The organism is Sphingobium cupriresistens (assembly GCF_004152865.1).
GTDB classification, from domain to species: domain Bacteria; phylum Pseudomonadota; class Alphaproteobacteria; order Sphingomonadales; family Sphingomonadaceae; genus Sphingobium; species Sphingobium cupriresistens.
Genome location: NZ_SEOO01000001.1, coordinates 22,398 through 42,955 on the forward strand (window position 1 = coordinate 22,398; position 20,558 = coordinate 42,955).

Genomic DNA, 20,558 nt, shown 5'->3' on the forward strand with positions numbered 1-20,558 from the left:
CTATTTGGTCGCGTAGGGGTTCTTCTGGCTGCGCAGCGTCAGGCGCACCGGCACCGCGCCGAACCCCAATTCGCGGCGGATGCCGTTCACCAGATAGCGGCGATAGCTTTCGGGCAAATCGTCCAGCCGCGTGCCGAACAGAACGAAGGTCGGCGGACGGGTCTTGTTCTGGGTGATGTAGCGCAGCTTGATCCGCTTGCCGCCGGGCGCCGGCGGCGGATTGGCCTCCAGCGCGGTTTCGAACCAGCGGTTGAGCACGCCGGTGGAGACGCGCTGCGACCAGGCGGTGCGGGTTTCGAAGGCGACATGGATCAGGTCGTCCAGACCCTTTCCGGTGGCCCCGGAAATGGTCATGATCGGCACGCCGCGCACCTGCGCCAGGCCCTCGTCCAGCGCCTTCTTTATGCCCTGGTAGAGCGCTGAACCATGTTCGACCGTATCCCATTTGTTGAGTGCGACGACGAGGGCGCGGCCCTCCTCCAGCACCCGGTCGGCGATGCGCAGATCCTGCGCCTCCAGCCCGCGGGTGGAATCGATCATCAGGACGACGACTTCGGCGAAGTTGACCGCGTTGATGCCGTCCGACACGGCCAGCTTTTCCAGCTTTTCCTGCACCTTGGCGCGCTTGCGCATCCCCGCCGTGTCGATCAGGCGGACGGGGCGTTCCAGCCCGTCGCGGCTGGTCCACATCCAGTCGACGGCGATGCTGTCGCGGGTGATGCCCGCTTCCGGCCCGGTCAGCAGGCGGTTTTCGCCCAGCAGCCGGTTGATGAGCGTGGACTTGCCCGCATTGGGACGGCCGACGATGGCGAGCTTGAGCGGGGCGCTCTCGTCATCCTCGTAAAATTCCTTTTCATGCGGCTCGTCGCCCTCGCGCTCCAGATGCGGGAGCAGCGCCTGGAACAGGTCGGCCATGCCCTGGCCATGTTCGGCGGAAAAAGGGACAGGTTCGCCAAGGCCCAGCGAAAAAGATTCCATGACGCCATCGTCGGCCGCTTTGCCCTCCGCCTTGTTGGCGACCAGTATCACCGGCGCGTCGTTGGCGCGCAGCCAGCGGGCGATTTCCTCGTCCAGCGGGGTGATGCCCGCACGCGCGTCGATCATGAACAGGGCGACGTCGCAATTTTCCACCGCCGCCTCGGTCTGCATCCGCATCCGGCCGGGTAGGCTATTGGCGTCCTCATCCTCATAACCGGCGGTGTCGACGATCGTGAAGTCGAGGCCCAGCAGATGCGCCTCGCCCTCGCGCCGGTCGCGCGTCACGCCGGGCTGGTCGTCGACCAGCGCCAGCTTCTTGCCGACCAGACGGTTGAAGAGGGTGGACTTGCCCACATTGGGACGCCCGACAATGGCTACGGTGGGCAGCATGGTGGCCCGTTTCCTTCTTAAGATTCAAAATCGATAAACGCCGTGCTCCCGCTCAGGCGGGGGCCAGTCCAGACGAAGGAACTGGACCCCCGCTTGAGCGGGAGCACACTTAGCATATTCGCGTCGCTTAACGGAACGCCGTCAACTTCCCGTCGTCGGCCAGGACGTAGAGCATGTTGTTGGCGACGATCGGCGAAAGCGACATGGACCGATCCATGTCCACCGTCGATTGGACCGATCCGGTGGCGGGATCGACATAGACCATCTCGCCGCGGGTCGATACGACGATCAGCCGGCCGCCAGCCAACACCGGGCCGGTCCAACGGATCGCCTTGTCCTTCTTCTTTTCCTTCTGCCAGCGGCGCAGCTGGCTGACCCAGCGAATCTTGCCGGTGGCGCGCGCGACGCAGAGCAGTCGGGCGTCGCTGGTCACCGCGAACACCCATTCGCCCACCACCCAGGGGGTCGAAATGCCCGCAATGTTGATTTCCCACAGGCGCTGGCCGCTGGTCAGTTCATAGGACGCCATGCGGCCGCCCTGGCCGATCGCAAAGACGCGGCCGCGATCGATCACCGGATCGGCGTCGATATCGGTCAGCGATGCGACGGCGGTCGAAATGCTGGTGCGCGACAGGGCGTCGCCCCACAAGGTACGGCCATTTTCATAGCGATAGGCGTTGATTTCGCCCGAACTATAGCCCGCGATCACGGTGCCCTGCGCGGCGGCCGGCGCGGCGACGCCGAAAATGCCGGTGACCTGCAAGGTGCCGCTGTCGGTCCACTGGGTTTCGCCGTCGGACTGGTTGAGCGCGAACACCTGATTATCCTGGCCCATCACATAGACATGGCCGTTTTCCAGCGTCGGTGCGCCGCGCAGCGGGCCGGACAGATGCTTTTTCCAGAGGATCGCGCCGTCGACGCCATTCAGCGCGAAGACGTCGCCAAAGCCGGTGCTGGCGAACACCCGGTCGCCCAGGACGCTGACGCCGCCGCCAAACAGCACGCGGCCATTGCCCTTGCCTTCGGACGGCAGGTTGGTCTGCCACAATTTTCCGCCGCTGGCGGCGTCGAAGGCGATGACATGCGCGCCCGCGTCGGTCACGAACAGCTTGCCGCCCGCGACGACCGGCGATGCGGCCAGCCGCGCCTGGGGCGAGCTGCCCTCGATCGAAGCGGTCCACACCTGCGAGGGCGATCCGCCCAGCGAGACATGGCCCATCGCCTTGGATGGGTCCCCGCCCGGCTGCGACCAACTGTCGTTGACATAGGGGGCGGGCAGCGTGACCGGCACATCGGCCAGGCTGGGTTCGACCTCGACACCCTGTTCGTTGTTCAGGATCGATGTGCGGTTGCCGACGACCGGCGTCTTGGGGCCACCCTTCTTGCCGCCGATCACGCCGCAGCCAGCGAGTAGGGCGACCATCGCGGCCATCGTTACGACACGGCCTATCGGCGCGAATTTCATGCTGGTCATTCCCATCCGCTCGGTCATCCTTCGCTCGGCTCGGCCGGAATCTCGACCGCGTCGATCCCCATTAATCCTGCCATCTGTCGCGCGCGTGAACGGATCGACTGCGGCACGTTGGCGTCCTTCGCGATTCCGGCGAACATAGGCCCGGCCAGGTCGGTCTTGCCCATCTTCATATAGGCGATCGCCACCAGTTCGCCGGCGCTGCCGAACCAGGGCGCGCCCTCGATCGCCAGCGGCTTGAGCCGATCGACCACCTGCTGGGGCTTGAGCGCCTCAAACTCCAGCGCGGTCTGGCGGATCAGCGCCAGGTCGCGATAGGGCTGGTCCAGCTTGGCGTCGGCGACCATGGCGGCATAGAGGGCGATCGCGCCCTTGGCGTCGCCCTTGCGCGACGCCGCGCCGGCCTGAGTCAGCAGGGCGGATGCGCGATAGCCCGGCTGGTCGGCCTTGGTCAGCGCGTCGAGCTGCTTGGCGTCGGGCGTGCCGCCACCAGCCGCCGTCGTCAGCACCGCGTCCATCTGCTCGGACACGATTTCCGACTGGGTCTTGCTGTAATGCTGCCAATAAAGCCAGCCGCCAAAAGCGACCAGGCCCAATACGACGGCGACCAGAATCCAGCGGCCATAACGCTGCCAGAAGCCCAGAAGCTGGTCCTGGCGGACGGCGTCGTCCACCTCGCGCATGAAGGCTTGGCTATTTTGCGGCGTCAGGGCCACGATATTCTCCGAGAAATGGATCAGAAACTAAGCGCAGAAGGCGCGATCAATAGCGGCGCTTATGCCACAGGCAAATCAAATTTTGGCCAATTAGATTTTAGGCCGATACACCTGATCGTCGGTGGGAAAGCTGCGGGCCCGCACTTCCGCGGCGTAGCGGGCGGCCGCGCCGTCGATGGTCTGGGCGATATTCTCATAGCGTTTGACGAAGCGCGGCACCCGATCGAACATGCCCAACATATCTTCGGTCACCAGCACCTGCCCGTCGCAATGGGCCGATGCGCCGATGCCGATCACCGGCACGTCGACGCTGTCGGTGATGGCGACCGCCAGTTCCTCCATCACCCCTTCCAGCACCATGGCGAAGGCGCCGGCCTGCGCCACGGCGCGCGCGTCGGCCATGATCTTGGCATGTTCCTGCTGGCTCTTGCCGCGCGCGCCATAGCCGCCCAGCGCGTTCACCGCCTGCGGCGTCAGGCCGATATGCGCCATCACCGGGATGCCGCGCTGGCTGAGGAAGGAAATCGTGTCCGCCATCGCCTCGCCACCCTCCAGCTTGACGGCGGCGCAGCCGGTTTCCGCCATTATCCGGCTGGCGCTGGCGAAGGCCTGTTGGGGCGAGGATTCATAGCTGCCGAACGGCATGTCGACCAGCACGACGCTGTGATAGCTGCCGCGCACCACCGCCGCGCCATGGGCGATCATCATGTCGAGCGTGACGGCGAGGGTGGAAGGCAGGCCGTAAATCACCTGACCCAGCGAATCACCGACCAGCAGCATGTCGCAATGCGGGTCGAGCAACTGCGCCTGGCGCGCGGTATAGGCGGTCAGCATGACCAGCGGTTCCTGCGTCTTCCCCTCGAACTTGCGCCGCTGGATGGCGGGCACGGTCAGGCGCTTCATCGGCGCGGGCGTGGGGTTGGCGCGGCTGGTCGCGGTGTCGATCGTGAAGGTCGTGGACATGGACGCGCTCTACCGCAGCGTGGCGCGGGGCGCAAATGCCAGACGGGCCGGAGCGGTATGACGCGCCGACCCGGCTCGCGCCGTCATGGTCAGAACGAAACTTTGATCGTGCCGCCCCAGGTCTGCGGATCGCCGACCTGGCCGGCGATCAGGCCGGTGTTGCCCGGCGCGACCTGCAGATTTTCGATATAGTCGACGTCGAAGGCGTTGCGGACCCAGCCGAAGATGTCGAACCCTTCGCCGCGGAACCCGGCGCGGAAGTTGGTGAGGGCATAGCCCTTCACGTCGGTATAGATGGACGGCGAGGCGTTGCTGTTCCAATGGGAACGGTAATTGCCGTCCACGCCCAGATAGGCCTGGCCTTCCTTCGCCAGCAGCGTGACCGGAATGTTATATTCTGCGCCGTAGGAGAAGGCCCATTTCGACACGCCGGGCAGGGTCTGGCCGGAAATGTCGCACTGGCGCGGGCTGAGCGCGCCGGGGACGCCCGGCTGCGAATAATCCGCCGGCTGTCCCGAAGGCTGCAACGTGCCGCCCGACAATTCGGGCGGGCAGGGGGCGTTGGTGAACTTCTTATATTGGGCGTCGGTATAGGCGGCATTGGCATAGGCGGTGAAACGGTTGCTGGCGACGATCTTGAAGTCCGCCTCGATCCCCTGCGAGCGCACCCTTTCCGCATTGGCGAGATAGCCGCGCACCGTCCCGAACTGACCGCCATTCACCGTCGCCTGGAAATTCTTGATGTCGGTGCGGAAGGCGGAGAGGTTGAAGGTCGCCCGGCGATCCCAGAACTGCGTCTTCAGGCCAATTTCATAATGGTTGACCGATTCCGGCTTCACTGTGCCGGCGTCGTAATTGACTGTATTGTCGGCGTTGAGCGGCAGGCCGTTCTGGTTGATGCCCAGCGTCTTGAAGCTCTTGGCGTAGGTCGCATAGGCGAGGACGTCGCGGGCGACCTTGTAATTGACGTTGAGATCATAGGTGAAGTTCCACGCGCTGTCTGACGGCGCGCTGACCTGCGGCTGATAGACGCCGCACTGGGCGGCCAGCACCGATCCGGCGGCAGGCGTGGGGGTGCAACTGATGATTGCACCGGCGCCATTGGTGACGATGCGTTCGTAGAAGCCCGACTTCTTGTCATAGTTGAGGCGCGCGCCCGGCTGGATCGTCAGCGCGTCGGTCGCCTTCCAGCTGACCTGCCCGAACAGCGCGACGCTGGTGCTTTTGAGCCATTGGGTGTTGCTGGCGGTCAGCCCTTCCAGGACGCTGGGATCGTTCGCCAGCGCGCCGGTCAGGCTCCATTGGCTGGCGGCGCTGCCCTGCTGTTCGGTGCCCTGGGTGTCGATCCGCTGCTTGAAGCCGAACAGGCCGACGACGAAATCGACCTTCTCGCTTTCGTAATTGTAGCGAAATTCCTGGCTATACTGGTCCTGCTGCGACGGGTTTTGCGATTTGGCGACGATCGACAGGCCGGTGAAGTCGCGGTCATTTTCCGGCTTCCAATCCCAGAAGCGCCAGGCGGTGACGGACGTCAACGTGCCGGGGCCGACATTCCAGACCGCCTTGGCCGACACGCCGCCGATCTTGTTGCCCGCATTCAGGTTGGAATCGAGGTCGCTCAGGCGATCATAGGGGTTGCGGCTGGGCACGACATAATTTTGCGCGACGGCCAGCGCATCATATTGGCGGGCGAGCGCGCGCTGGGTCTTGCCGACGCGCACGAAGGTCGTGCCGCAACATTCCGGGTCCTGCTTGCTATAGTCGCCCGACAGGGTGATGCTGAAATCGTCATTGGGCTTGAACAGCAATTGGCCGCGAATGCCCAAATTATCCTGTTCGTTGATCCAGCGCTGGCTGGTGACATTGTAGAGCGTGCCGCGGCGGGTGGTCGCGGCGATCGCGATGCGGGCGGCGATCGTGTCGGTCAGCGGACCGGACACGGCGGCCTTGGCCTGCTTGTAATTGAGGTTGCCCACGGTCAGTTCGGCGCGCCCTTCGAAATCGAAGGTCGGCTGGTTGGTCGTGATGTTGATCGCGCCGGCCGTCGTGTTCTTGCCATAGAGCGTGCCCTGCGGCCCGCGCAGCACTTCGACCTGGGCTACATCCAGAAAGTCGAAGGTCGCGGCGGCGACGCGGCTGTTATAGACATCGTCGACATAGATGCCGACGCCCTGTTCGAAGCCGTCGCTGGTCAGGCCGAACGGCACGCCCAGGCCGCGGATGTTGACCGACGTGTTGCGCGGGTTGGTGGTGTAGACCTGCAAGGTGGGGGCGAGCTGTTGCAGCTTCACGATGTTGAAATTGCCCGTCGCTTCGATGCTGTCGCCCTTCACGACGGAAATGGCAAGCGGCACTTCCTGCGCGGTTTCCTGTCGGCGACGGGCGGTGACGACGATCACTTCGCCGCGCACATTGGGTTGCTGGACGTCACCGGCGGCCGGCTGAACCGCATCCTGCGCGAAGGCGCCGGGCGTGATGATGGAAACGCCCGCGACGCTCGCGAGCAACAGAAAACGCGCAATCATGATATTCCCCTTTATCCGGCTGTCCGGTGGTTTCTGATCGCGGCGTTTCCGGTCGTCCGGTCAAAGCCGATAATAAGGGATGATATGGCAATGCGGCTCACCCCCTGCCGCCTGGACCGCTTGTCGCAGCCCGAAATTCCGTTTCGCCCCCGCCTGATCGCTCAGTTGGTCAGGCGGGTCTTTTCCGTCACGTCGATCTGGACCACCCGCGCGTCATGCACGGTCAGCGTGATCGATCCAAAACGCAGCGCCTCCAGCACGCTGCGCACCTTGTCGACGCTGGCGACGACGTCGGGACGCAGCTCCGGGCGAGCGCCGTCGATGCGGGCGTGGCGGAGTTCGATGGGTTTATGTTCGCTCATGGGCACCTCTGGTTCCGTCTAATATCTCAACTGTAAAGATAGACAAAAAAGCAAATATTAGGGGCGCGCAAGTTTGCCTTGTCGCGCCCCTGTGGGGTGAGCTTTAGGGATGCAGCGTCGGGCGCACAGCCTGCGCCATGGGCAGCGCCGGGCGCATCTGGCGCATGGCCGACGCCTGTTCCTGCGCATTGTCGATCAGCCGTTCGAGCAAGCATTGCCCGAACTGCCAGTCGCCCAAACCCGACTGGGCGTTGATGTGGCCGGCATGACCGGCATCGACAAATTGACTGCCCCAATATTTGCCAATGCTATGGGCGCGTTCGAAGAAGATATAGGGATCGTCGCGACTGCCCACCAGGATAGAGGGGAAGGGCAGTTGCGCGCGGGGTGTTGGGCCGAATCCGCCGATCGTCTCTGGCGTTTCCATCCGGTCGCAATCGGGCGGCGCGACCAGCAGCGCGCCGGTCACCGGCCAGCCATAGGCCTGGCTTTGTAAGGCGCCCCACCAGGCGACGGCCAGGCAGCCCAGGCTGTGCGCCGCCAATATGACCGGTCCGTTCGCTTCGCGGATGGCGGCGTCGAGCCGCGTCACCCAGGCATTGCGGTTGGGGCTGGCCCAGCTGCCCAGGTCCACCCGCTCGCAATCGCCGCGCGTGTCTTCCCAGATTGTCTGCCAGTGGCCCTTCCCGCTATTGTTGAGGCCGGGGATGGTCAGCACGACCGGTTGGCGCGTGTCACCCGAAAAACCGAATCGCTCCATGGTCTGATCCTCATCCTTGCTATCGAGGCTCCGACAATAATTCTATTCATCTGGTAGACAATGGGCAAGCGGCGAAATGTGGTGAAATCTAGGCAGCCGGAAAGACGCCATCACAGCGGGATCGTCAACAGCAATGCGGCCGGGCCGGCATGATGCCGGCCCGGCCGATCGGTCACGCCTCCGGACGCCTTACCAGGGGTAGATCAGGCCATAATATTGGTAGACGTTGCGACCATAGCCGTCGTCATAATCGGGACGCTGGTCCGCACCATAACGTGGGGCATTTTCGAGCAGTTGCTTGTCGAGATCGACGACATAGCCATGCTGGCCGGTGTCATAGGCCAGCATCGACCAGGGCAGGGGATAATGGTCGTGCCCCATGCCCAGAAAGCCGCCGAAGGACAGCACAGCGTAACGCACCTGGCCGCTGCGCTTGTCCACCATGAAGTTGGAGATCTTGCCCAGGCGTTCGCCCTGGCGGTTATAGACGGCGGTGCCTTCGACCCGGTCGGAGGCGATAAGGTCGCCATGATTTTCCATAGTCAGGTCAGTCATTGTCATGCTCCTGTGAGAAATGACGCTATGATGATGCAACCATGGGGGACCGCTGGGGTTCCTTTGGCTCATCACAAGGAGCATCGCCCATGAAAATCAATCGCAGCGGTTCGGCAGTCTGGACGGGCGGCCTGAAGGACGGGAAGGGCGCCATCTCTACCCAGAGCGGCGCGCTGGACGCCTATCCCTATGGTTTTGCGACGCGCTTCGAAGGACAGCCGGGCAGCAACCCGGAGGAATTGATCGCCGCCGCCCACGCCTCCTGCTTTACCATGGCGCTGTCGCTGATCCTGGGCGAAGCCGGTTTGACGGCCGAGAAGATGGAGACGACAGCGGTCGTGACGCTGGAGAAGCTGGACGACGGTTTCGCCGTGACCGCGAGCAAGCTGACGCTCAAGGCGACCATCCCCGGCACGGACGATGCGACCTTTCAGGAACTGGCGGGCAAGGCCAAGGCGAATTGCCCGATCTCCAAGTTGCTGAAGGCCGATATCAGCCTTGAGGCGGAACTGCTGAACTGACGACCGGACGCCTGGCGCGGATATGTTCGCGCCAGGCGATATAGAGGCCGCTGACCACGATCAGCGCCGCGCCGGCCCAAGTGGTCGCCATTGGCCAATTCTCGCCGATCGCCACGCCCAGCAGGCTGGTCCAGATGATCGTCGTATAATCCATCGGCAGCACCACCGACACCGGCGCCCAGCGCAGGGCGGCGGTCAGGCACAGTTGCGCGATGCCGCCGAACAGGCCGATCAACATCAGCAATCCCCATGTCAGCGCATCATGCGCCTGCGCGACGAAGGGCATGGCGATGCCCAGCGGGATCATGGACAGGATGGTGAACCAGAACACGACGACGCCCGCCGCTTCGGTCCGGCCCAATTCACGCAGCACCAGGCTGACGCTGGCGGTCACCAGCGCGGCGGCGATGGCGACCGCGACGCCCTGGATCGGGAAATGGCCTGCGTCGGGTCGAACGATCACCAGCACGCCGAGGAAGCCGACCAGCACCGCGGCCCAGCGATGGATGCCGGTCGCTTCCCGCAAGATCAGCGCCGACAATATCGTGCCGAAGATCGGCATGGTGAAGCCGATCGTTGCGGCTTCGGCGGGTGGCAGCAGGATGTAGGACAGGAAATTGAGCAGCATCCCCGTCAGGCCCAGCATCATGCGGCTGGCATGGACGCCGATCCGCCGGGTGCGCACGGTGCGCAGGCCGCCCGCCAGCGCGACCCACAGGAGGATCATAGGCAGCGCCAGCGCCTGCCGGTAAAAGAGCGATTCGACGACATGGACGCCATGTTCGCTCGCCACCCGCACGGTCACGAACATCACCGACAGGCACAGCACGGCGATCAGGCGCAGCCCGATGGCGAAAAGCGGGCGATGGGGACGGGCAGATGCGGTCACGCCGCCGCCTTAGCCCGGTTGCGCCGTGACGCAACCGGGCCTTTGCTTATTTAACCGGCTTGCGGAATTTCAGCGTCATCCGGTCGCTTTCGCCGATGGCCAGATATTTGTCCTTGTCGACATCCTTCTGGCTGAGCACCGGCGGCAAGGTCCATACGCCCTTGGGCCAGTCGGCCGTATCCTTGGGATTGGCGTTCACTTCGGACGCGCCGACATAGTCGAAGCCGGCGGCCTGCGCGATGCGGCGGATGGTGGAGACTTTCAGATAGCCGCTGCTCTTTTCCAGCGCGCTGTCGCGATCTTCGGGCAGGCGATGATCGACCACGCCCAGCGTACCGCCGGGCTTGAGCATGTCGAAAAACGCCTTGAAGGTCGCGGCCTCGCTCCCGGCCATGACCATGTTATGGACGTTGCGGAAGGTCAGCACGGTGTCGACGCTGCCGGCCGGAATGCTGGCGGCCTCTTCGGGATGGACGACCAGCTTCACCTTGTCATAGGCGACCGGATTGGCGGCGAGGAAGCTCTTGTAGCCGTCCAGATAGCGGCCGGTGGGCTGGAGCGCATAGAAAGTGCCATGGTCGCGCAGCAGCGGCGCCAGGACTTCGCTGTACCAGCCGCCGCTTGGGCTATATTCCACAACTGTCTGACTCGGTGTCACACCGAAGAAGGCGAGCGTTTCGGCCGGGTGGCGATATGGGTCGCGGGCGACATTTTTGGGCGTGCGGCTGGGCGCAGCGACGGCGGCGGCGATCGGATCCGCCTGGTGGGCGGCGTGATCGGCATGTTGCGCGGCGAGCGGCAGCAGCGGCATGGCAAGGCCGGTCAGCAACAGGGCAACGCGGGCGAGACGATTCATCGGGGGCATCCTCTCTTTTCAGGGAGAGGGTGATGTGCCGGTCCCTTGCGCCGGGCGCAAGAGGGCGGCGGGGACAAATCCCCGCCAGCCACATAATCTTACAGCCAGCCTGTCAGAGACAGGCTTCCAGGAACGGCTGGTCGAAGCCGAACATGCGCGCCTTGTCGAGCGTATAGGGACGCAGGCCCATCGAACGATATTCGCCGATGATCTTCCCGCTGTCGTCTTCATCATGATATTCGAATTTGAACAGTTCCTGGGTGACGATGACGTCGCCTTCCATGCCGATCACTTCGGTGACGTTGGTGATGCGGCGCGACCCGTCACGCAGGCGCTTCACCTGGATGATGAGGTCGACCGAATCGGCGATCTGTTTGGAAATGGCTTCCTTGGGGATCTTGATGTCGCCCATCAGGATCATGTTTTCCATACGGCCCAGACATTCGCGTGGGCTATTGGCGTGGAGCGTACACATGGACCCGTCATGGCCGGTGTTCATCGCGGCGAGCAGATCGAAACATTCCGCGCCACGAATTTCGCCCAGGATGATGCGGTCGGGCCGCATACGCAGGGCGTTCTTGACCAGATCGCCGATGGTGATCGCGCCATGGCCTTCCAGGTTGGGCGGGCGCGTTTCCAGCGGCAGCCAGTGCGGTTGTTGCAGACGCAGCTCCGCCGCGTCCTCGATCGTCAGCACGCGCTCGCCCGGATCGATCATCTTCGACAGGGCATTGAGCATCGTCGTCTTGCCAGACCCCGTACCGCCCGAAATGACCACGTTGAAGCGGCACGCGCCAGCGATCTTCAGCGCCGTCGCCATCTTCGGGCTCATCGCGCCCCATTGGGCGAGCATGTCGATGGTGATCGGCTTGGCGGAGAATTTACGAATCGATATCGCCGTGCCTTTCAGACTGAGCGGCGGCACGATGACGTTGACGCGCGAACCGTCGGGCAGGCGGGCGTCGGCCAGTGGCGTGGTCTGGTCGACGCGGCGGCCGACCTTGTTCACGATCCGCTGCGCGATCTGGAACAGATGCTCCTCGTCGCGGAACTTGATCGGGGCGATGACCAGCTTGCCCTTCTTTTCGATATAGGTCTGTTCCGGCCCGTTCACCATGATGTCGGTGATGTCCGGGTCGTTCAGCAATTCTTCGAGCGGGCCAAGGCCCAGCAATTCGTCGACCAGCACCTTTTCCAGCGCGAACTGTTCGCGGCGGTTGAGCGTCAGCTTAAGTTCCGCCAGCACTTCCATGATGATCGGGCGGAATTCCTCCGCCAGTTCATCCTTGGTCAGTGTCGCCGCAGCTTCCGGGTCGACGCGCTCCAGCAGGCGGGGCAGCACCTGCTCCTTGATCTTGTGGACGCTCGCTTCAAATCCCTGCGGCCCGGCGTCGGGCACATGTTCGGCATTGGCGCGGTCCGACAGGCGGGCCATCGCGTCGGAATTGCGCTGCATCTGGCTGGTTGGGGCCGCCAACGGGTCGAAGGGGACTTCGCCCGGCAGCGACGCGATGTCCAGGGGCGGGAACTGGTCGCCGCCGCGCGGGGCTTCATCTTTCGGGCTGCCGCCCTGCATCGGGCGGGCAACGCCAAAGCCGGGCTTGATGCCGGCGGGTCCATTTTTCCGTCCAAAGGCGCTCATATTTCTCCGCCACTATGTTCGCGACAGGCCCGGTCGAAAGGATGGGGACCGGTCCTTGGGATGATGAAGGTGAATAAGCTGGAAACTTTGATAAATGCCTAATGGCGCGGCGGAGCAGGCTGCGGCGCTGTCACGAAGCGCGGATCGGCCGCAAACCAACTGCCGATCCGCCGTGCGCTCGACAGCAGTCGGCGGCCCTGCGGCGTCAAGGCGATGCGGCCATCGTCATGCTGGACGATATTCCCCGACAGCGTCTGTTCGCTCATCCGCCGATCGATCTGATGCAGATCGCCCAGATATTCGCGCACGAACAGTTTCTCCAGCATGGGCGGCGTCAATTGGCCGTCCTGCCGCTCGATTCGGGCCAGCAGAAACATGGTGATCGATCGGTCGAATGTGACCGGGAAGACGATCAGGAAACTGATGTTAAACGCCAGCGAGAGCGCGACAGCGCCGACCCCGGTGGACAGGTCGAGCGCGGTTATGCGCCGCGCCGCGATCGCCAGCAACAGGCCCAGCAGCAACGCGCCGATGAAGGCGATCAGCACGCCGCGGTAGAAGAGCAGCGGGATCGCGCCTAGCAGCGGCGACGCGATCAGCGCCAGATAGAGGAGGAAACCGCCGATCAGCACCAGCAGATAGATGAGGGCCAAGCCGCCCAGACGACGCAGAGTTTCCGTCATGATCCGATATCCTTGACCGATACGAGACACGCGAGCGGCTCCCTGATCCGGCAGCGCAGGCCAACCGGCGGGCCGCCGTCCGCGCGCCAGATCGGATCGACCGACGCGAAGAGCAGATGGTCGATTCCCTCGGCCTGCGCCCGGCGCCGCATGTCTTGGGGACTGAGCGCCGTTTCGAAAATCGGCCGCAGCCGGGCGATGCGCCGCTGGACGGCATCCTGGGATGCGCCGAACAGATTGGCTTCCCGATCCGCGACGCCGGTGCGCTGCACGCCATAGAGGCCGAAATTAAAGATGCGCCGATGGAGCGCGGGATTATGCTGGATCACGGCGTTGGCTGGGAGCAGGCGGGCGGCCCGTTCATAGACCCGCCGCTGGTCGTCGTCATCGGCGCGCGGGCTGATCAACTCGCTGAACGAGGTACGGAACCAGGGCGGCCGGATCAGACGCAGGCCGACCACGTCCCAGACGACGGCTGCGATCCCTAGCGCCAGCAGCAGGCGGAAGGTCAACGGCTGGCCGCGCAATGTCGGGATCGGCCCCTGCAGCCAGGCGGCAGTCCACAGCATCGCGGCGCACTGGGCGAACCAGATCGAGCGCCAGGCCAGATCGTTGTTGATGATCGTGGATTTGAGGAAGCTGGCGATGAGCAGCGAGCAGGCTGCGCTCGCCAGCAGCAGCATCTGCACCGGCTCGCGCCGGTCGAAGCGGCGCGACCGCAACCAGCCGATCGTGCCCCAAATGAAGATGCCAAACTCCATTGCATAGTTGAGCGGCAACAGCGCGAGGTGAAGCCAGATCCAGCCGCCGCCTTCGGGCAGCAGCACGGTGAAGGGGCGGACGGCAAACGCGATCGGCAATCCGCTGTCGTGGCGATAGCTGAGGAGGTCGGACAATTGCACCGACGCGGCGACCAGTGCGACCAGCCCGGCCACCGGGAGCAGCGGTTCGCGGCGCCGCAGGGCAAGGACGCCCCAGCCGACGAGGATGGGTGCGGCGGTGATCATGATCCAGACCGAGGAGCCGAAGCAGGTGGCGATGCCCAGCCCCGCAGCGCCGGCCAGCACCCAGCGCGCTGACGTCGCGCAATGCTGCGCGCGGGCGAGAAGCAGAAAGGCGCCCCATGCCGCGATCATCGCAGTCATGTGATGGGGCACCCACAGGGTCGATCGCAGCGCGAAGACGATCTCCGTATTCCACCAGTCTGACTGCGCCTCTATCTTGCCGCTGGCTATCAGCCGCACGATCATCATCAGCAGGTCCGCGCCGGAGGTGACGCAGAAGAGCAGGAGGAGGTTGAGAAAGGCGCGTTCTCGTCCGATACGGATCAGCCGGGCATCGACCGCAATCCGCCACAGCAGCGCGACCAGGGCAAGGCCCGCCCAGAAATCCGCCGCAGCGAAGGCCATGCGCGCGTCAATGACGCCGCCGCCGGACCAGAGGAGCGCGGCCGGCCAGAGGTAGAAATAATAATAATAGCCGACAAAGCCGGGGCGGGCGAAGAAGGGATCGGCGAAAGGCAGCCCCTCCCGCGCGATCGCGCCAGTGACGGCGGCATGTTTCACCAGGTCGAGATCAAGCAGCGACTGGTTGAGTGTGCCGCCGACGCTGAAATCGACAAAGACGAAGGCGACGACGATCGCCCAGAGCATGATGAACGGCGCTGCGAGCATCCAACCGGATCGTCCGGCAGGCATGAACTGGCGCGGCTGCATCAGGGCGATGAGGGCGAGCGCGCCATGCAGGCACGCCATCAGCGCCATGCCGCCGACCCGGACCAGCAGAGCATCGATCGCAGGAAGCAGAGTCACCGCCAGCAGCAGCGCCCAACTCAGCCTGTCCCAACCCCGGCCGCAATCCACCCCGAAGCGATCGAACAGGCTGGCGATGCCGACGCCAGGCAGCAATAGCCAGCCGATGCCGAGCAGAAGGCCAAGGGCCAGCCCGATGATGTCCGCCGCGAACAGGCTATCCATGGCGGACGCCATGGTGGCGGGCCGGGCCGAATCGGATCGGGTAAGGGGCTATTATCAAAAGTCGCATCGACCCAATGCCTAGGCGATCGGGGTAAATGGCTGTTTAACCGTTGCGATCGGCGGAAACGAAAAAGGCGGCCCGTATAGACGGGCCGCCCTTTTTGCACATGCGTGGCCAGTTGGCCTGTCAGCCGGCCTTTTCTGCCAGGACCGTCAGGCCCTTTTCATTCACTTCGGCAAAGCCGCCTTCGACCGGGATGATTTCCGGCGCGGCGCCGGCCGACGCAAATATCTGGATGCTGCCGTCGCGGACCGTTGACATGAAGGGCGCATGACCCTCCAGCACGCCGAAGTCGCCATCGGTGCCGGGCACCACGACCTGCCAGACTTCCGCCGAGCGGACGAGCTTTTCCGGGGTTACGAGTTCGAAATGCAGTGCCATTGTCTAGTCCTCAGAACCCCTCTCCCAACGGGAGAGGGAGGGGCCCGCCGCAAAGCGGTGGGAGGGTGAGAGCTATCGCAATGCCTTGCGCGCCCTCATCCAACTTCGACTAGCCGGCAAGCCGGCAAGTCTGCTTGTCCTTCTCCCACAGGGAGAGGATGGTTTTACGCGGCTTCCGCAGCCAGCTTCTTGGCCTTTTCGACCGCTTCGTCGATGCCGCCGACCATATAGAAGGCGTTTTCCGGCAGATGGTCATATTCGCCATCGACCACGGCCTTGAACGACTTCACCGTGTCTTCGATCTGGACGAACTTGCCGCTGATGCCGGTGAAGACTTCGGCGACGTGGAAGGGTTGCGACAGGAACTTCTGGATCTTGCGCGCGCGGGCGACGGTCAGCTTGTCCTCTTCGGACAGCTCGTCCATGCCCAGAATGGCGATGATGTCCTGCAACGACTTGTACTTCTGCAGGATCGACTGGACGGCGCGGGCGGTGTCATAATGTTCCTGGCCCACGGTGCGCGGCTCCAGCACGCGGCTGGTGGAGTCGAGCGGATCGACCGCAGGATAGATGCCCAGCTCCGAAATGGCGCGGTTGAGAACGGTCGTCGCGTCCAAGTGCGCGAAGCTGGTCGCCGGCGCCGGATCGGTCAAATCGTCTGCGGGAACGTAAACGGCCTGCACCGAGGTGATCGACCCCTTGTTGGTGGAGGTGATGCGCTCCTGCAACTGGCCCATGTCGGTCGACAGGGTCGGCTGATAGCCCACGGCCGAAGGAATACGGCCAAGCAGAGCGGACACCTCTGCGCCTGCTTGGGTGAAGCGGAAAATATTGTCGACGAAGAACAGCACGTCCTGATTTTCGACGTCGCGGAAATATTCCGCGATCGTCAGGCCCGACAGGGCGACGCGCGCACGGGCACCCGGCGGCTCGTTCATCTGACCATAGACGAGAGCAACCTTGGAGCCTTCGGTGATGGCATTGCCATCGGCATCCTTGGCGATGACGCCCGCGTCGAGAAATTCATGGTAGAGATCGTTGCCCTCACGGGTCCGTTCACCCACGCCCGCGAACACCGACGTGCCGCCATGGCCCTTGGCGATGTTGTTGATCAGTTCCTGAATAAGAACCGTCTTGCCCACGCCCGCGCCGCCGAACAGGCCGATCTTGCCGCCCTTGGCGTAAGGGGCGAGCAGGTCGATGACCTTGATGCCGGTGACGAGGATCGCGCTTTCGGTCGACTGGTCGACAAATTCCGGCGCCTTGGCATGGATTGGCGAGCGCAGTTCGGTCTGCACCGGGCCACGTTCGTCAATGGGTTCGCCAACGACGTTGAGGATGCGGCCAAGCGTGGCCGGACCGACGGGCACGCTGATCTGCGCGCCGGTGTCGGTCACTTCCTGCCCGCGGGTCAGGCCTTCGGTCGAATCCATCGCGATGGTGCGAACGGTGTTTTCACCCAGATGCTGAGCGACTTCCAGCACCAGGCGCTGGCCGTTGTTGCTGGTTTCCAGAGCCGAGAGGATCGACGGGAGCGCATCGGGGAAGGTCACGTCGACGACGGCGCCGATGACCTGCGAAATGCGGCCTACATTGTTGGTGGTTGCCATGACTGCTTCCTTGCGTGCGTGTGCTTAGAGGGCTTCCGCGCCCGAAATGATTTCGACGAGTTCGGTGGTGATCGCGGCCTGGCGGCTGCGGTTATACTGGATCGTCAGCTTGCTGATCAGGTCGCCGGCGTTGCGCGTTGCGTTGTCCATCGCGGTCATCGACGCGCCCTGTTCTGATGCGTTATTTTCCAGCAGCGCCTTGAACAGCTGGATCGCGACGTTGCGCGGCAACAGGTCGTCCAGGATCGCTTCCTCGCTTGGCTCATATTCCACCGTGGCGGGAATGGCGTTGCGGTCGGCGTCGGCCGGGATCTTGACCGGGATGATCTGCTGCTCGGTCGGGATCTGCGCCAGCGCGGACTTGAAGCGCGAGTAGAAGAGATGCGCGACGTCGAACTTGCCGTCGAGGAACATCTTGCTGAGTTCCTGTCCGATCGCCTGCGCCTGATCATAGCCGGGCTGCTTGGCGCCGGTGGTGTCATATTGCGCGACGATCTTGCCCGGATAGGCGCGGTTGATGACCGGGCGCCCCTTGCGGCCGATCAGGTAGAATTGCACCTTCTTGCCGTCCAGCTCCAGCGCGCGTGCCTTGGCGAGCGCCGCCTTGACGATATTGGCGTTGAACGCGCCGGCCAGGCCCCGGTCGGAGTTGGCGACGACCAGCAGATGGACTTCGTCCTTGCCAGTGCCGGCGAGCAGCGGGGACGCGCCTTCGCCGGCGCCGCCCGCGATCTTCGACGCCAGGCTGGCGACGACCGCTTCCAGACGGCTGGAATAGGGGCGGGCGGCCTCGGCCGCGGCCTGCGCCTTGCGCAGTTTCGCGGCGGCGACCATCTGCTTCGCCTTGGTGATCTTCTGGGTCGATTTTACCGACCCAATGCGGATCTTCAATTCTTTGAGGCTAGCCATGACGAACCCTTCAGTTCGTCATCCCAGCCTGCGCCGGGATGACGAAAAATATCTTATGCAAACGTCTTGCCGAAGCTGTCGAGCGCGGCCTTGAGCTTGGCCTTGGCGTCGTCGCCCAGATCCTTGCTGTCGCGGATCGTGGTCAGCACGTCGGCATGGTCGTGGCGCAGATAGGCCAGCATCAGCTCTTCATAGCGCGTAACGTCTTTGACCGGGACGCTGTCCAGATAGCCGTTGGTGCCCGCGAAGATCGACGCGGTCTGCTCTTCGAACGGCAGCGGCGAGAACTGGCCCTGCTTGAGCAGCTCGGTCAAGCGCGCGCCGCGGTTCAGCAGCTTCTGGGTCGAGGCGTCGAGGTCCGAACCGAACTGGGCGAAGGCGGCCATTTCGCGATACTGGGCCAGTTCCAGCTTGATCGAGCCGGATACCTTCTTCATCGCCTTGGTCTGCGCGGCGGAACCGACGCGCGACACCGACAGGCCCACGTTGATGGCCGGACGGATGCCCTGGTAGAAGAGGTTGGTTTCCAGGAAGATCTGGCCGTCGGTGATCGAAATCACGTTGGTCGGGATATAGGCCGACACGTCGCCCGCCTGGGTCTCGATGATCGGCAGCGCGGTCAGCGAACCGGAGCCGTTTTCCTTGTTCATCTTGGCCGCGCGCTCCAGCAGGCGGCTGTGCAGATAGAAGACGTCGCCCGGATAGGCTTCGCGGCCCGGAGGACGACGCAGCAGCAGCGACATCTGGCGATAGGCCACGGCCTGCTTCGACAGATCGTCATAGACGATGACCGCGTGCATCCCGTTGTCGCGGAAATATTCGCCCATGGTCACGCCGGTATAGGGCGCGAGATACTGGAGGGGTGCGGGTTCCGAAGCGGTCGCGGCGACGACGATCGAATATTCCATCGCGCCATTTTCTTCGAGCTGCTTGACGATCTGTGCGACGGTCGAACGCTTCTGGCCGATCGCGACATAGATGCAGTAGAGCTTCTTGCTCTCGTCATCGCCCGCGTTGGCGGCCTTCTGGTTGATGAAGGTGTCGATGGCGACGGCGGTCTTGCCGGTCTGGCGATCGCCGATGATGAGTTCGCGCTGGCCGCGGCCGACGGGGACGAGCGTGTCGATCGCCTTGAGGCCGGTCTGCACCGGTTCATGGACCGAGGTGCGCGGGATGATGCCGGGCGCCTTGCGCTCGACGCGCATACGCTGGTCGGACACGATCGGGCCCTTGCCGTCGATCGGATTGCCCAGGCCGTCCACGACACGACCCAGCAGACCCTTGCCGACGGGCACGTCGACGATGGTGCCGGTGCGCTTGACGGTGTCGCCTTCCTTGATCTCGGCGTCGGAGCCGAAGATCACGACGCCGACATTGTCGGCTTCCAGGTTGAGCGCCATGCCCTGCACGCCGTTGGCGAACTCGACCATTTCGCCCGCCTGGACGTTGTCGAGGCCATGGACGCGGGCGATGCCGTCACCCACGGTCAGCACGGAACCGACTTCGCTGACCTGCGCTTCGGTGCCGAAATTGGCGATCTGGTCCTTGATGACCTTCGAAATTTCTGCGGCGTTGATATCCATGACTTAGCCTTTCATCGCCTGGGCGAGCGTATTCAAACGTGTGCGGATGGAGCTGTCGATCATCTGGCTGCCGATCTTGACGACCAGCCCGCCCAGGATCGCGGGGTCGACCTTCGCGTCGAGCATGACGTCGCGGCCGACGCGCGCCTTCAGGCTCTTGGTCAGAGCGCCCATCTGGGTCTTGGTCAGGGGGTGGGCGCTCGTTACTTCGGCGCGGACCTCGCCCTTGTGATTCGACAGCAGCGTTTCATAGGCGCGGATGACCGCGGGCAGTTGGCCCAACCGACGATTCTCAGCAAGGACGCCCAGAAATTTCGTCGTCAGCGGGTCGGTGCCCATGGAGGATGCGACGGCGGCGATCGTTTGGCCACTTACATCCCGGCTGAGTACGGGGCTGTTGATCAGGCCCTTGAAATCGGGGGATTGGGCGACGGCCGCCTTCAACCCGGCCAGGCTGCCTGCCACCGTGTCGAGTGCGTTCGCGTCGCGGGCCAGATCGAACAGCGCCACCGCGTAGCGGCCGCTGAGGCTAGCCTGAATGCCGCTGTTAATCTCCACGCGCTTGCCGTCCTCCGTAATTGCGGGTCATGCAAAAAGAGGGCGCGGTCTGATCCCGTCCCGTGCCCCTGTTGCCCGGCCGGTTAGCAGCGGGATTATGACTATGCAAGTCATGTGACGCGATTCCATCGATAGTGCGAAATCACGTCTATTTGACTGAGTATTTCAG

Annotated in this window: 19 protein-coding genes; 1 reads left to right on the forward strand and 18 read right to left on the reverse strand. The window is 63.9% G+C overall.

Features of this window, described 5'->3' with window-relative positions; genetic code table 11:
- The 8 genes from der to EWH12_RS00120 all read right to left on the reverse strand — a co-directional run bounded on the left by der (window position 1) and on the right by EWH12_RS00120 (window position 8,720).
- On the reverse strand, window positions 1–1,368 hold the full coding sequence (gene der / locus EWH12_RS00085; protein ID WP_066600677.1) for a ribosome biogenesis GTPase Der: 1,368 nt from the start codon (window positions 1,366–1,368) through the stop codon (window positions 1–3).
- Window positions 1,369–1,495: 127 nt separating this feature from the next.
- On the reverse strand, window positions 1,496–2,842 hold the full coding sequence (locus EWH12_RS00090) for an outer membrane protein assembly factor BamB family protein (RefSeq protein WP_422917706.1): 1,347 nt from the start codon (window positions 2,840–2,842) through the stop codon (window positions 1,496–1,498).
- 14 nt (window positions 2,843–2,856) lie between these two features.
- Window positions 2,857–3,555, reverse strand: a complete 699-nt coding sequence (locus EWH12_RS00095; protein ID WP_129925314.1) for a tetratricopeptide repeat protein — start codon at window positions 3,553–3,555, stop codon at window positions 2,857–2,859.
- Window positions 3,556–3,645: 90 nt separating this feature from the next.
- Window positions 3,646–4,518, reverse strand: a complete 873-nt coding sequence (gene panB, locus EWH12_RS00100; RefSeq protein WP_129925315.1) for a 3-methyl-2-oxobutanoate hydroxymethyltransferase — start codon at window positions 4,516–4,518, stop codon at window positions 3,646–3,648.
- Window positions 4,519–4,607: 89 nt separating this feature from the next.
- A complete protein-coding gene (locus EWH12_RS00105; RefSeq protein WP_129925316.1) occupies window positions 4,608–7,043 on the reverse strand; it encodes a TonB-dependent receptor in 2,436 nt (811 codons plus the stop codon).
- Window positions 7,044–7,204: 161 nt separating this feature from the next.
- Entirely contained in the window at window positions 7,205–7,405 is a 201-nt protein-coding gene (locus tag EWH12_RS00110) for a YezD family protein (RefSeq protein WP_066600693.1), read from the reverse strand.
- Window positions 7,406–7,508: 103 nt separating this feature from the next.
- Window positions 7,509–8,165, reverse strand: a complete 657-nt coding sequence (locus EWH12_RS00115) for an RBBP9/YdeN family alpha/beta hydrolase (protein WP_129925317.1) — start codon at window positions 8,163–8,165, stop codon at window positions 7,509–7,511.
- Window positions 8,166–8,354: 189 nt separating this feature from the next.
- Window positions 8,355–8,720, reverse strand: a complete 366-nt coding sequence (locus tag EWH12_RS00120) for a PRC-barrel domain-containing protein (protein WP_129925318.1) — start codon at window positions 8,718–8,720, stop codon at window positions 8,355–8,357.
- A gap of 89 nt (window positions 8,721–8,809) precedes the next feature.
- Between EWH12_RS00120 and EWH12_RS00125 the strand changes: the two genes are divergently transcribed.
- Window positions 8,810–9,241 (forward strand): OsmC family protein, encoded by a 432-nt coding sequence (locus EWH12_RS00125; RefSeq protein WP_066600706.1) that lies wholly within the window; start codon window positions 8,810–8,812, stop codon window positions 9,239–9,241.
- Here the strand turns inward: EWH12_RS00125 and EWH12_RS00130 are convergent.
- The 10 genes from EWH12_RS00130 to EWH12_RS00175 form a co-directional block, all read right to left on the reverse strand.
- The gene (locus EWH12_RS00130; RefSeq protein ID WP_269076441.1) at window positions 9,213–10,091 is read right to left on the reverse strand and encodes a DMT family transporter; all 879 of its coding nucleotides are present in this window, start codon (window positions 10,089–10,091) and stop codon (window positions 9,213–9,215) included. The two genes, EWH12_RS00125 and EWH12_RS00130, sit on opposite strands and share 29 nt — an antisense overlap.
- A gap of 85 nt (window positions 10,092–10,176) precedes the next feature.
- Window positions 10,177–10,986: a class I SAM-dependent methyltransferase gene (locus EWH12_RS00135; RefSeq protein WP_129925320.1), complete on the reverse strand. Its 810-nt coding sequence runs from the start codon at window positions 10,984–10,986 to the stop codon at window positions 10,177–10,179.
- A gap of 112 nt (window positions 10,987–11,098) precedes the next feature.
- Window positions 11,099–12,628, reverse strand: coding sequence for a TadA family conjugal transfer-associated ATPase (locus EWH12_RS00140; protein ID WP_066600713.1), 1,530 nt, complete (start codon window positions 12,626–12,628; stop codon window positions 11,099–11,101).
- A 98-nt stretch (window positions 12,629–12,726) separates the two neighbouring features.
- Window positions 12,727–13,311: a hypothetical protein gene (locus tag EWH12_RS00145; RefSeq protein WP_066600715.1), complete on the reverse strand. Its 585-nt coding sequence runs from the start codon at window positions 13,309–13,311 to the stop codon at window positions 12,727–12,729.
- Window positions 13,308–15,287, reverse strand: coding sequence for a hypothetical protein (locus tag EWH12_RS00150; protein WP_242495907.1), 1,980 nt, complete (start codon window positions 15,285–15,287; stop codon window positions 13,308–13,310). Before EWH12_RS00150 ends, EWH12_RS00145 begins: the two co-directional genes overlap by 4 nt.
- Window positions 15,288–15,474: 187 nt before the next feature.
- Window positions 15,475–15,729, reverse strand: a complete 255-nt coding sequence (locus EWH12_RS00155) for an ATP synthase F1 subunit epsilon (RefSeq protein WP_066600717.1) — start codon at window positions 15,727–15,729, stop codon at window positions 15,475–15,477.
- A 164-nt stretch (window positions 15,730–15,893) separates the two neighbouring features.
- On the reverse strand, window positions 15,894–17,339 hold the full coding sequence (gene atpD, locus EWH12_RS00160; RefSeq protein WP_066600722.1) for a F0F1 ATP synthase subunit beta: 1,446 nt from the start codon (window positions 17,337–17,339) through the stop codon (window positions 15,894–15,896).
- A 24-nt stretch (window positions 17,340–17,363) separates the two neighbouring features.
- On the reverse strand, window positions 17,364–18,248 hold the full coding sequence (locus EWH12_RS00165; protein ID WP_129925321.1) for a F0F1 ATP synthase subunit gamma: 885 nt from the start codon (window positions 18,246–18,248) through the stop codon (window positions 17,364–17,366).
- Window positions 18,249–18,301: 53 nt separating this feature from the next.
- Entirely contained in the window at window positions 18,302–19,831 is a 1,530-nt protein-coding gene (atpA, locus tag EWH12_RS00170) for a F0F1 ATP synthase subunit alpha (RefSeq protein ID WP_066600725.1), read from the reverse strand.
- 3 nt (window positions 19,832–19,834) lie between these two features.
- Window positions 19,835–20,389: a F0F1 ATP synthase subunit delta gene (locus EWH12_RS00175; protein ID WP_066600728.1), complete on the reverse strand. Its 555-nt coding sequence runs from the start codon at window positions 20,387–20,389 to the stop codon at window positions 19,835–19,837.
- Window positions 20,390–20,558 lie beyond the last annotated feature (169 nt).